General features: G+C 44.2%; 20 protein-coding genes and 1 pseudogene. 17 read left to right on the plus strand and 4 right to left on the minus strand.

Translation table 11 applies throughout. The annotated features are described in order from the left end of the window. The 8 genes and pseudogenes from LX24_RS14865 to LX24_RS14425 form a co-directional block, all read left to right on the plus strand. Positions 1–411: pseudogene (locus LX24_RS14865) on the plus strand (hypothetical protein); the annotation flags it as partial. 25 nt (positions 412–436) lie between these two features. After that, on the plus strand, positions 437–652 hold the full coding sequence (locus LX24_RS14405; protein WP_166512826.1) for a hypothetical protein: 216 nt from the start codon (positions 437–439) through the stop codon (positions 650–652). 191 nt (positions 653–843) lie between these two features. Beyond that, positions 844–966 carry a hypothetical protein gene (locus LX24_RS15230; RefSeq protein ID WP_279233236.1) on the plus strand — a complete coding sequence of 41 codons (123 nt, stop codon included), beginning with the start codon at positions 844–846 and terminating at the stop codon, positions 964–966. A gap of 24 nt (positions 967–990) precedes the next feature. Beyond that, positions 991–1,326, plus strand: a complete 336-nt coding sequence (locus LX24_RS15235) for a DegT/DnrJ/EryC1/StrS family aminotransferase (protein WP_279233237.1) — start codon at positions 991–993, stop codon at positions 1,324–1,326. Beyond that, entirely contained in the window at positions 1,290–1,454 is a 165-nt protein-coding gene (locus LX24_RS15240) for a DegT/DnrJ/EryC1/StrS family aminotransferase (protein ID WP_279233238.1), read from the plus strand. The genes LX24_RS15235 and LX24_RS15240 overlap by 37 nt, the downstream gene beginning before the upstream one ends. A gap of 178 nt (positions 1,455–1,632) precedes the next feature. Beyond that, entirely contained in the window at positions 1,633–1,944 is a 312-nt protein-coding gene (locus LX24_RS14415; protein WP_166512827.1) for a type II toxin-antitoxin system RelB/DinJ family antitoxin, read from the plus strand. Continuing rightward, entirely contained in the window at positions 1,934–2,266 is a 333-nt protein-coding gene (locus LX24_RS14420; RefSeq protein ID WP_166512828.1) for a type II toxin-antitoxin system RelE/ParE family toxin, read from the plus strand. The genes LX24_RS14415 and LX24_RS14420 overlap by 11 nt, the downstream gene beginning before the upstream one ends. Positions 2,267–2,545: 279 nt before the next feature. After that, positions 2,546–2,773, plus strand: a complete 228-nt coding sequence (locus LX24_RS14425; protein WP_166512829.1) for a hypothetical protein — start codon at positions 2,546–2,548, stop codon at positions 2,771–2,773. A gap of 46 nt (positions 2,774–2,819) precedes the next feature. Here LX24_RS14425 and LX24_RS14430 read toward each other — a convergent pair whose 3' ends face one another. Both LX24_RS14430 and LX24_RS14435 read right to left on the minus strand, forming a co-directional pair. Further along, entirely contained in the window at positions 2,820–3,500 is a 681-nt protein-coding gene (locus LX24_RS14430) for a DUF4276 family protein (RefSeq protein ID WP_166512830.1), read from the minus strand. Further along, the gene (locus LX24_RS14435; RefSeq protein WP_166512831.1) at positions 3,491–4,621 is read right to left on the minus strand and encodes an AAA family ATPase; all 1,131 of its coding nucleotides are present in this window, start codon (positions 4,619–4,621) and stop codon (positions 3,491–3,493) included. The genes LX24_RS14430 and LX24_RS14435 overlap by 10 nt, the downstream gene beginning before the upstream one ends. A gap of 436 nt (positions 4,622–5,057) precedes the next feature. On the opposite strand from LX24_RS14435, the gene LX24_RS14440 reads away from it, so the two are divergent. The 9 genes from LX24_RS14440 to LX24_RS14480 all read left to right on the plus strand — a co-directional run bounded on the left by LX24_RS14440 (position 5,058) and on the right by LX24_RS14480 (position 9,739). Then, positions 5,058–5,420 carry a Spx/MgsR family RNA polymerase-binding regulatory protein gene (locus LX24_RS14440; protein WP_166512832.1) on the plus strand — a complete coding sequence of 121 codons (363 nt, stop codon included), beginning with the start codon at positions 5,058–5,060 and terminating at the stop codon, positions 5,418–5,420. 162 nt (positions 5,421–5,582) lie between these two features. Next, positions 5,583–6,293, plus strand: coding sequence for an ImmA/IrrE family metallo-endopeptidase (locus tag LX24_RS14445; RefSeq protein WP_166512833.1), 711 nt, complete (start codon positions 5,583–5,585; stop codon positions 6,291–6,293). A 93-nt stretch (positions 6,294–6,386) separates the two neighbouring features. After that, positions 6,387–6,542 (plus strand): hypothetical protein, encoded by a 156-nt coding sequence (locus LX24_RS14450; protein WP_166512834.1) that lies wholly within the window; start codon positions 6,387–6,389, stop codon positions 6,540–6,542. A 140-nt stretch (positions 6,543–6,682) separates the two neighbouring features. Then, the gene (locus tag LX24_RS14455) at positions 6,683–7,117 is read left to right on the plus strand and encodes a sigma-70 family RNA polymerase sigma factor (RefSeq protein WP_166512835.1); all 435 of its coding nucleotides are present in this window, start codon (positions 6,683–6,685) and stop codon (positions 7,115–7,117) included. A 103-nt stretch (positions 7,118–7,220) separates the two neighbouring features. Further along, positions 7,221–7,445 (plus strand): DUF1659 domain-containing protein, encoded by a 225-nt coding sequence (locus tag LX24_RS14460; RefSeq protein WP_166512836.1) that lies wholly within the window; start codon positions 7,221–7,223, stop codon positions 7,443–7,445. A gap of 71 nt (positions 7,446–7,516) precedes the next feature. Beyond that, the gene (locus LX24_RS14465) at positions 7,517–7,747 is read left to right on the plus strand and encodes a DUF2922 domain-containing protein (RefSeq protein ID WP_166512837.1); all 231 of its coding nucleotides are present in this window, start codon (positions 7,517–7,519) and stop codon (positions 7,745–7,747) included. 116 nt (positions 7,748–7,863) lie between these two features. Then, entirely contained in the window at positions 7,864–8,088 is a 225-nt protein-coding gene (locus LX24_RS14470) for a YvrJ family protein (RefSeq protein ID WP_166512838.1), read from the plus strand. Between the two features lie 362 nt (positions 8,089–8,450). Continuing rightward, on the plus strand, positions 8,451–9,116 hold the full coding sequence (locus LX24_RS14475) for a sigma factor-like helix-turn-helix DNA-binding protein (RefSeq protein ID WP_166512839.1): 666 nt from the start codon (positions 8,451–8,453) through the stop codon (positions 9,114–9,116). 227 nt (positions 9,117–9,343) lie between these two features. After that, positions 9,344–9,739, plus strand: coding sequence for a helix-turn-helix domain-containing protein (locus tag LX24_RS14480; protein ID WP_166512840.1), 396 nt, complete (start codon positions 9,344–9,346; stop codon positions 9,737–9,739). 15 nt (positions 9,740–9,754) lie between these two features. Here LX24_RS14480 and LX24_RS14485 read toward each other — a convergent pair whose 3' ends face one another. Both LX24_RS14485 and LX24_RS14490 read right to left on the minus strand, forming a co-directional pair. Next, positions 9,755–10,186, minus strand: a complete 432-nt coding sequence (locus LX24_RS14485; RefSeq protein WP_341473583.1) for a HEPN domain-containing protein — start codon at positions 10,184–10,186, stop codon at positions 9,755–9,757. Between the two features lie 53 nt (positions 10,187–10,239). Continuing rightward, the coding region (locus tag LX24_RS14490; RefSeq protein WP_243131774.1) for a transposase at positions 10,240–10,482 on the minus strand (243 nt) is incomplete at its 5' end.

Genomic DNA, 10,482 nt, shown 5'->3' on the forward strand with positions numbered 1-10,482 from the left:
GGGTCTATAGATTGCGACCGGCTTGATTATGTGACCAGGGATTTGGAAAACTCCGGATTTAATTATGGACGTATTGAATATGACAGATTGATTAGATCCATGAGGCTTATTATAATGAATGGTCATTTTCTTTTTTGCCCAGATATTAGAACCTTAAGTACTGTTGAGGACTTTTTTAATCGTAGATGGCTACTTTATAAGTATGTTATATATCATCACCGTGTCATAAAAACGGATTATCTTCTTGAAAAGGCAATAGTCGGCTTGGCAAGGAGTTATTTGGGAAATCCCGAGAAAGAGAATGAGTACAATGGCGGAGTGTTGCCATTAGATATATCTGGTCTTTGGAAAGCTGTAAAGCAGGTATATTCTAACACGAAATATTTTAATGCACTAATTCAATATTTGTAACTAAAAGAAAAGGAGAGATTGAAGAATGCCATTAATAACGAATAACCCAACGTATAAATTTACTAATCTAGTTTTATCAAAAAAAGGGCCATTTACTTTAAGAGAGATATCATCAGACCTGAAAGAAAAAGGATTGGAAAATAATGAAAAGTTTATTAAAGAATCTCTACGCCGTCTTCGAGACGACGGGTTAGTAATAGAGCACGGTCCGTTTTTCTCAGTTGCTTTCGGAGATTATTAATATGGTAGTAAGTTTGGGGTCAGGCTTAAAGTTTACTAAACTAACTGTATTATTCGGATAAGTTGTTATTGGGCCTTCATTAATATCTCCAGAAAAATTCACGATCTATGTGATTCATTAATAATTTTTTAAGTAAAAAATTGTGGAGTGATTACATATTATCTAAACTTGCCATTGACGGGGGAACACCCGTGCGTGCAATGCCCTTTGCCCCCTGGCCATTTTTTGCCGCAGACGAGATTACAGCGGCCGGTGACGTTTTAAAATCCGGCAAGGTGAACTACTGGACCGGGGAAGGAGGGGCGGGAATTTGAAAGAGAGTTTGCCGCCTTTACCGGTTGGCCCTGGCCAACGGAACCGTGGTCCTGGAGCTGGCCCTTTATGCCCTGGGCATAGGCCCCGGCGATGAAGTTATTGTAACCAGCCGTACCTTCATTGCTTCGGCCAGTTGTGCCGTAATGCGGGGAGCCACTCCGGTGATGGCCGATGTGGATCCCGTTAGCCAGAATATCACCGCCGAAACCATTGCAAAGTGTGTTACACCCAGGACCAGGGCTATTATCGCCGTGCATCTCGCGGGATGGCCCTGTGATATGTACCCATCCTTAAACTGGCCCGGGCAAAGGGGCTTTTTGTTATCGAGGATTGTGCCCAGGCTTATGGAGCACTTATAAAGGGCGACCGGTGGGGTCCCTGGGTAGATGTTGCCGCCTTTTCCTTTTGCCAGGATAAAATTATGACCACCGGTGGCGAGGGTGGCATGCTTACCATCAATAATAAGGAAATATGGGAAAAGGCTTAAACTTGTTTAAGCTTACTGTGTTATCTAGATAATTGGATGCAATGCATGCACCCAAACATAGATGTCAATGCTCGGGTAGTTGTTGGGCCTGGCATGCGCCATTCCCAACAACTGCGAATATATTGCATATCGCAATACAAAATAGTAAAATATAAATACCAAGAAGGAGGCGATATGTATGTCGAAAACTACAAGTATTTTTGCTCGTGTTGAGCCGGAAATAAAAGAACAAGCAGAAATGGTGTTAAATAAACTTGGCATACCTATGTCAAGTGCTATTAATATTTTTTTAAGACAGGTTGTTTTGCAAAATGGGCTACCGTTTGAAGTTAAAATCACACATAATAAACCTCTTGCAATTGAGGATTTAACACCTGAAGAGTTTAACAATGAAATTGAAAAAGGGTTTAATGATTTAAGGGCAGGAAGAGTTGTATCTGCGGATAAGGTAGCCGAGCGTATCAATAGGGAATATGGGCATGAGTTATAAAATTATTTATACCGAAGAATCAGAGCAGGATCTTATAAATATTTACAGGTATATTGCAATGAATTTATTAGTGCCGGAAACTGCGAAAAAGCAAATCGATAGAATTATGAATGCAATTAAAGGCCTGAATGAATTGCCCTTGCGGCATAAACTCTACCTGGACGAACCATGGCACAGTAAGGGTTTGAGAGTTCTTCCAGTAGATAGCTATCTTGTATTTTATACAGTAATTGAAGAAGAAAAGACGGTTGCAATAGTAAGAATAATGTATGGTGGACGTAATATAGAATTGCAATTATCAAACACAAAAATTGTTGATTAAATATTAAAATCCATAATGGCATCTCAATTGAGGTGTTTTATTCATGCCTATGCTCGAGGAAAATTCCGTAAGGCCTAACCGATCTTCCGAAATTTCCTAAAAAGGGTCAATCCCTTGCGCCATTCCCAACAACTACCTATGGTCAGGCTTAAAGTTTATTAAACTAACTGTATTATGCGGATAAGTTGTTATTGGGTCTTCATGAATATCTCCAGAAAAATTCACAATCTATGTGATTCAATGATAATTTTTAAGCAAAAATTTGTGGAGTGATACATATTGACTAAACTTGCTATTGACGGGGGAACATCTGTGCGCACAATGCCCTTTGCCCCCTGGCCCTATTTTGCCGCAGACGATATTGCAGCAGCCGGTGATGTTCTGTGTGCATCAAGGGATAAATGGATGTTCCGTGTAGTTTTCATCAACACGGTGCCCGATAGCGATCTCTTTCGGCGAGAGGCCCGCCATGCAGTTTTCCCGATCTTGAGTGTCAAGCATCAGTGAAAGCTTCCAGTGATCCCTGTGTTTTCATGCTAATCATCCTTTCAAATCATCTCTGACTTAAAAATTCAATCTCCTTGATCCATTCGTTAAAATGGGGACAAGCTTGTTTCAAGGCCGGTAATCCAATCTGTCCCACAATCAAAGGACCAACTACTCTCTTGCCATCTTTGTACTCTGGTATTTCTTTGATGATACTTTTTGACGGAGCAGTGTTTACACCATCATTTATCAACTCCGGAGCAATACCTTTGACCGTATCTTTAAGCCGTCTTATTGCCGCATCCTTACCTTGGACATAATAAAATTTTAGTTTATCCAACTCTGCAAACAGTAGTGTCTCAAATTCATGGAGCTGCAAATAAGGAATAAATCGTTGATAATTAATATCTTGAGCAAAAGCTTTTTCCAGTATGGACACTTTATCGTAACAGTTAATATTCGGTAGCAAACTATCCTTACCAGGGAAATCTTTCGGTAAACCATACAAATCAAACATTGTAGTGATATAACTGCTAGGGTCTTGCTTAATCCAATTGATTATATCATTGCGAATCTTAGCGTAGGTAGTAACGCCACCACGATAAACATAAGTCTTCGTCCTGCTGGTGGCCACAGCCCGGGCTACAGCAAAAACTCCTTTCATCGCCAAATGTGGGGCCAGAACTTCACTCACAAAGGTCTCTTCCGTCTGTCCTTCTACTACAACATTCAACCTTATTATATCCATGCCGGCCTACCTCCCAGCACGTTCTTCTCCCATAATTCTCCTATGGTGTAGCTTTCCAACCAGTGACTTAATTCCTTTTCATTCAGCTTCTTAAATACAGACTGTTCTTTAACACGGTCTACCACAATGATGTGCTTCGGCTCAAAATGATCAACCAAGCTGACCGATTGGGTTGAAATGATAATTTGGGTATCTCGGGAGACCATTTTCATTATTTCTGCCAATATACCAATTGCATAGGGGTGAAGTCCCAGTTCAGGCTCATCGATAATTATTGCTTCTGGTAACTTGGGTTGCAATAGCAATGTTGTCATAGCCATAAACCTTAAAGTACCATCAGATAATTGGTGTGGCCCAAATACGTTGGATTTACCCCGCTCTCTCCAGTTCAACATAATGTAATTAGGATTTAGTGCATTTGGTTCCAAAACGAAATCACCGAAAAAAGGGGCAGTAGATTGTATAACTTTAACTATCCGATCATAATGAGGTTTGTGGTTATGCTTCATAGAGTAAAGAAAAGCTGCCAAATTACCGCCATCATCTTTTAAGTAGACATTATCGTGAAGGTAAGCTTGTTTCTTAATTCTGGCTTCTTTCGACGTATCATGGAAATGGTAAACTCGCCACCGTTGCATAATTTTCTTAATGACCTCAGCCGTTTTCCGGTTACAGGCAAATTTCATGTCACCACTAATGTTAAGATCATCACCGGCTAACTTGCTTTCCCGGTGCCCGGATCCTAGGGAAACTAACGGTGCTTCACTGTCTGAACCACTTCTAGTAAAAGAGATAGCCTCATCAGCAAATATCAATGTATCCTGCGCTGCACTAACCAGCCGCATATGATATATATTCTGGCCTGCCGGAGTACTAAATTTTAAAGTTGCACTCATCTGCGGCGTTTGTTTGGCCCCAAAATGTAAAAGAGCATCGGCATACCCATTTTCAGCAATATACAGTTGCAGACTACCGGTCATTAAATAGTTTAACAGCTGAAAAAAACCGATGAGGTTAGACTTACCGGCACCATTGGCTCCTATCAACACATTTAATGAACTGAATTCCAAATCCATCTTCTTAATCGACTTAAAACCAGCCAGTTGAATGCTATCTAACATCTAGTATCACCCCGGTATCATTGTAACCAATTTTTGGGTAGAAAACAATTATAATTAATCCCCCATCACTAAATTGATCCTAAAAACCTTCTCCCCGGATTGTCATGAAAAATTCGGTATTGTCAGGGGTGTGTATTGGGGGTCAGGTGTTTTAGCTAAACTAAAAAGTCCAAAAGTTGACTTTATTGCCTGAACGAAAGTTGCTATATATAATGACCATAAAACAGAGCAAAAAGCTTTACGTAGATTAAAGCCAGGAGGAGATTTTGATGCAATCGTTCCTTATACAGAGAACCTTACGAAACCGGGAGAAAAGATGAAATAACCCGGCTACAGATTGCACCGGTACTGGTATAATAACTACAGCCTGTTTGGTCGACCGTTAATAATGAGAAATAATAATTAAAGCTAATAATTTGCAAACGGAGGGAGAAACGTGTCGTGGCTTTTGTTTGAATATCCCAGTTGAGGTACTGTTAAAAAGGCCAAGGCTTGGCTTGATAAAAAAGGCATCACCTATCAGACTCGTCATATTGTGAAGGAGCGGCCTACCCGGGAAGAAATTATTGATTTGCATAAAAAAAGTGGCTTGGATATAAAAAAGTTATTTAATACCAGGGGGGCTAAATACAAGGAACTTGGTTTAAAAGATATTATCAAGACCGCAAAGGATGATGACTTATACAATTTTCTGGCCTCCGACGGTATGCTGGTTAAGCGCCCTATTTTGACTAACGGTGAAAAAGTACTGATTGGTTTTAAAGAACAGGATTGGGAAGAAGCCTTTGCCCAGTACTGATCATTGATAGTGCCGGGGCAGGCGTTGGGCTTGTGGTGTATTGGGTAGCTGGCAGGTTGGTAAAATAGGCCAAAAAATTCTATTGACACCAAACCTATGTTCCCTTATAATAATAGCAGGTTTAACCAAACTGTTGTTTGGAGGGAAGGTGAAAAGCCAGCAATGATACTGGACAAGGACTATGTGCCCGTTATCAGTGGAAAGGATATGGACCGGGAAGCGGCAAAGTTTCTGCTGAAATACTGCCCCCGGGCTCTGGTGGAACCCATGCCGGTTCCCGTGGAGGAAATTGCGGAGCTCGAAATGAACCTGGATATTGATTATGTGCATATCGCTGAAGACGGCAGCACCCTGGGCATGATGATATTCACCGGTGGAAATGTTCAGCTTTACCACCAGGAAACAGGCCGGTATACCTGGCAGCACTACGAAGCGGGAACCATGCTGGTGGAAAGCAGTCTCACCGAAGCGGGGAACAGGGGCCGGGAGCGGTTCACCATTGCCCATGAAATGGTGCACTGGGACAGGCACCGGATCAGGTTTTTAATGCTTTCCCCCCGGAACGGGCAGCTGGCCGGGGCTTGCCGCTGTCCCCGGGAAAGGGTATGCAGGCCCAGAACTCCCGAGGAATGGATGGAATGGCAGGCCGATAACCTGGCGGCGGCCATTTTAATGCCGGCGGAGATGTTTAAAAGAAAGGCGCTGGAATTCAGGGCCATGTACGATGCAGGGGATTTGTTCGATGGTTGCAGCTTTTCCGAAATTTTGGGTGAAGATATCACCCGGCAGGCAATTATTAATGATTTGGCCCAGTTTTTTCAAGTATCCAGGCAGGCGGCCCAGATCAGGGGGGTCAGGCTTAAAGTTTTATAAAGTAACTTTGTTCGTTAACTAACCGGTTATTTTTTTATCAACCATGTACGCCAGTATGCATACAAGGCCAAGATGAAGGAGGTGAGCAGTGTTATGGCCATAAAAATAAAGTGCCCGGTTTGCCCCAATACAAGGTTATTGGACATGGTTTGGGGCAGGGACGCTGTGTTTGAAATAAAGTGTCCCCGGTGCGCCAGCATCATCAATTTGGCAGTGAAGAACAATCGCGTGACAACTAAAAAAGTGTAATTCATACCGAGCGGCGGAGCCGATACCAGGAGCTACCCCATAGCCGGATGATCGCTAAACATTTAGCGGTTATCCGGCTATTTTTTTTGTCCTTTTTCGGTTTCGGCTCCTCCCCGGGACCAAAAAGGAGGAGCCCGCAAATGAACAGAGTTATCAAAGTCGGCCGGGAATTGGTGCCCGTGAGTGAGGAGGTTTACCGGGAGTATTACCGCCTGGCCCGGCGCCAGAGGTACATGGAAAGGGATATCAAGGTGGGGCGCATCCAGGTCGACCCCGCCGGCGAAACTGCGGTTTTCGTGCCCAGTAAAGAGGATTCCATCGACCGGTTATTGGAGCAGGGGGTGGACTTTGCCGGCCGGCAAACCACCGAGGATATTGTTTGCCACAAAACCACCCGCCTGGCGCTGCAAAGGGCCCTGGCGGCGCTGGAACCCGGGGAGCGGGAGCTGATCCGGGCGCTGTATTATGAAAACCGTACCGTGAGGGAGGTGGCCCGGGAAAACAATGTTTCCCACGTGGCCGTGGTGAAAAGGCATCAGAGGGTGCTGGACAAGCTGAGAAAATTTTTTATCTAATGGCGGTTACCAAACCACCCTGCCCGTTGGCTAATAAGTGAAGGCAATAAACCAAATGCCAGAGCTCAATTTTACCAGGCACCCTGGAAAGGAGGTGAAATAAATGGCGGTTGATAAAATCCCCAGCGGCACAGCATTACGGATGCAGTTCCAGACCGGGGTGGACGGTGACGGTGATCCCATCTACCGCACCAAGAGCCTCAGCAACGTAAAAACCGAGGCCCAGGATCAGGACATTTTCGACGTGGCCCAGGCCCTGGTGCAGCTGCAGGAGTACCCCTTGGTGGCAGTGCAGCGTGTGGACAGCGCCATACTGGAGGAAGTATAGTAATTCACCGGCCGCTGGCCGGCCGGTGACGCAGGTTAGCTAAAATTTGGCCGGAGAAAGGAGGTGCCGGTATGGCAGCAACCCAAACACTGCAAATGACCTTTGTCACCCAGGCGGGCACCAGGACCACCATCTCCCTGGATAATCCCAGGGACGACCTCACCGAAGCCGAAGTGGTATCCGCCATGGACGAGATCATCGCCAAAAACATCTTCAACACCAGCGGCGGCGATCTGGTATCCAAGCATAGTGCCCAAATCGTTGATCGGACGGTTAGCGTTCTCTACGGGGGGCAGGCTTAAAGTTTATTAAAGTAACCAGCCGGTGGGGCGGTGCCAAATCACCCCCATCGGCTGGTTAAATAAACTGCGTGGTTAATATCCCCCAAACATTCCCAAACCAAAAAGGAGGCGATCCAATGGAGGAAATGGCCCAACTGGCGTCCAATTACGGTTTTCCCATGGTGGTGGCCGGGTATCTCCTGGTGCGGCTGGAGCCGCTGATCAGGGATTTGGAAAAATCCATCACCCTGCTGACCATGGTGGTGGCCAGACAATCGGATGTGGACGTTGAGCAGATCCGGCAGATTGTAGAGGGTGGGCGGAAAAATACCGCGCCCGGGGATATTTGGGGCCGGGGGTGATGTGGTTGCAATTGGGTACCTTATTATCTGGATAACTATTTCCCTGGTCACAATAAACTTTAACAATTTAAATCGCCACTAACCACTGCCATCTCCATTTCTGTACCATAATTATTCAATAATTTAGCCTGCCTTTCAAATCTGGTATAATAAGGCTAATAGAACCCACCGGAGGGGAGTAGGTTTGGTGAAAATAAAAAGGATAAACCGGACCAACGATTATTTATTTATATTCGGATCGGAAGAGGGCAAAGATGCACTCATAGGTTTTCTTAAATTTCCTGTTCTTAAATAACCCCAGGGGGCCAATGGCAGAGCCATTATATTAAATCATGGATAAGGAATAGGGGGTGCTGATTTGGATGGATACTAAAAGGCAGCTTTACGGTATTAACAGGCTGCTGGCCGATGTATATGGGGAAAATATTCGTATTAGCGCCCTTTTGGCGGATTATTTGGATGCGGCGCAGTTGGAATTCATTAAAACGGAAAAATTGGCTGAGTTTTTGCGAATGATGGTTTTTGGTATCCGTTGCTGTTTTGTCACTATCGCTGGTGGGATGCGCCTGTATTCCATTCTTTCCGCACGGTATGGGCTAGAGGGAGAAGCGCCTCGTACTTTAGCTCAGATTGGGGAAATTGAGGGCGTGACGCGGGAACGCATTCGCCAACTGGAGCAAAAAGCTTTGCATAGATTAAAGCCAACCACAAAGTTTAACGTGCTCAAACAGTTGGCCTGTCTTGCGGCTCGGGAAGTGCTGGGCATTGTAGAACTACCTGCGTGGCCGGGCAAGACCCATGACACGGAATCGGATAATCCCCCACCCCCATCTACGCTAACCGCCGAGTCGCTGGAAAAAATTTTGATCACCGACGATGTGGTCACACTCAAAACCCTGCACCAAAATATCAATTCTGCCGTGGGTGCGGAACGTGGAAACCCCGGTCATATCCGCTATAGTATGTTGCGGCACTGGTTGATTGAAAACGGGTATTTAAAAGAAAATAATAAAAGGGACCAGGCTTAAAGTTTATTAAACTAACCCCATTATTGAGATAATTGGATAAGTTAGATGTCGCCTGAGGCGCAGCTGCAATTCATGCCCTGTTGAGAATGGCTGTTGCATTTATCCCTTGACAAAAGGGCTATCTTGTAATATGTTGTAAGCGTAAGAGCATACATGCATAAATGAGAGAAGTAATAACAGGTTCATTCAATGAACGAGGTAGCCCTTGGTAAAGGGGGTGAATCATAGTGTCTCCCAATAAATTCGGTTCATTTGTTACGGCAAAAAGGAAGGCTAAGGATATCACGCTTAGAAAAATGGCGGAACTGTTGGATTTTTCGCCCGCTTACTGGAGTGATATAGAAAAGGGCAGGAGAAATCCACCCAGCTTGCATAAACTGGAGGAAATAGCTAAAATATTGCTTTTATCAGATGAAGAAACAGATCACATGATCGACCTGGCCTCCGAGGACAGAAATGAAATTCCTATGGATCTACCCGAATACATAAAGGATAACCCCCTTGCCAGAGCCGCCCTTAGAAAAGCCCGCAAAAAAGAAACCGTGGAGGGAAAGCGCGCCGTTACTGAAAAGGCGTGGAAACAGTTCATCCAGGCCCTGGATGAAGAAGGGGGTCAGGCTTAAAGTTTGTTAAAGTAATTATTGCCATTTTTCTATGGCTAATTTAACAATCTTTAAAAATCTTTTTGCCGTTTCCAACTGGGTATATGTTTCTTCTTTACTGACTAAATAAAAATCTGCGTAATCAGATGATTCTCGCCTTACCCTAGCCTTATTTAAGTCTCTACCAGCCGTACGGTTAATTATACCAGACTTTACAAAGTGTTGGTTGAACAGAGATATTACCCCGCTATGTTTTTTGCTATCAAGTTGTTTTAGAGCTAAAAGCGCCCTGGCTGCATTAAACATGGCGTAATAAGATCGTCCTAGGGAATCGTTATACATGCCGGCATCTAATAGTATTTCTGCTGATTTAAGGTGATCATATGCTTTTTGAAGGCGGTACTGAGCTAGCAGCCTGTCTAAGAATTGATACTTTAAAAAACTGTGGTTAGGGGCCTTAAAACAAATTCATATGAATTTATATAAAAATTTTAAGCAGAATGAGGTGCCCCTTTAACTATTTACCAAGCCAACTTCTTTTTATTTCCAAATAGCTTCAAAATGTTGTGCGTAAGGCATAGAAGGACCCATTCTCCGCGCACCAAGTCGAGCCCGCGGAGAAGAAATCTTCGAAAACCCCGGGCTTCCTTAATTTGGCCAAAAACAGGCTCAACTGTTTGTTTTCGCAAGGCATATTTTGCCCGTCCTTTTTGGGTTCGCAACTTCCTTTTCATACGATCAGGTAATAACAAATCCACCGGAAT

The sequence above is a fragment of the Desulfallas thermosapovorans DSM 6562 genome, assembly GCF_008124625.1.
Taxonomy (GTDB): Bacteria; Bacillota; Desulfotomaculia; order Desulfotomaculales; family Desulfallaceae; genus Sporotomaculum; species Sporotomaculum thermosapovorans.

Excerpts from the sequence above, each read along its gene's own strand:
- LX24_RS14465 (WP_166512837.1), top strand. The coding sequence starts at position 7,517 with ATGGCAGCAACCCAAACACTGCAAATGACCTTTGTCACCCAGGCGGGC.
- LX24_RS14445 (WP_166512833.1), top strand. The coding sequence starts at position 5,583 with ATGATACTGGACAAGGACTATGTGCCCGTTATCAGTGGAAAGGATATG.
- LX24_RS14455 (WP_166512835.1), top strand. The coding sequence starts at position 6,683 with ATGAACAGAGTTATCAAAGTCGGCCGGGAATTGGTGCCCGTGAGTGAG.
- LX24_RS14450 (WP_166512834.1), top strand. The coding sequence starts at position 6,387 with ATGGCCATAAAAATAAAGTGCCCGGTTTGCCCCAATACAAGGTTATTG.
- LX24_RS14415 (WP_166512827.1), top strand. The coding sequence starts at position 1,633 with ATGTCGAAAACTACAAGTATTTTTGCTCGTGTTGAGCCGGAAATAAAA.
- LX24_RS14475 (WP_166512839.1), top strand. The coding sequence starts at position 8,451 with ATGGATACTAAAAGGCAGCTTTACGGTATTAACAGGCTGCTGGCCGAT.
- LX24_RS14420 (WP_166512828.1), top strand. The coding sequence starts at position 1,934 with ATGAGTTATAAAATTATTTATACCGAAGAATCAGAGCAGGATCTTATA.
- LX24_RS14405 (WP_166512826.1), top strand. The coding sequence starts at position 437 with ATGCCATTAATAACGAATAACCCAACGTATAAATTTACTAATCTAGTT.
- LX24_RS14435 (WP_166512831.1), bottom strand. The coding sequence starts at position 4,621 with ATGTTAGATAGCATTCAACTGGCTGGTTTTAAGTCGATTAAGAAGATG.
- LX24_RS14430 (WP_166512830.1), bottom strand. The coding sequence starts at position 3,500 with ATGGATATAATAAGGTTGAATGTTGTAGTAGAAGGACAGACGGAAGAG.
- LX24_RS14470 (WP_166512838.1), top strand. The coding sequence starts at position 7,864 with ATGGAGGAAATGGCCCAACTGGCGTCCAATTACGGTTTTCCCATGGTG.
- LX24_RS14460 (WP_166512836.1), top strand. The coding sequence starts at position 7,221 with ATGGCGGTTGATAAAATCCCCAGCGGCACAGCATTACGGATGCAGTTC.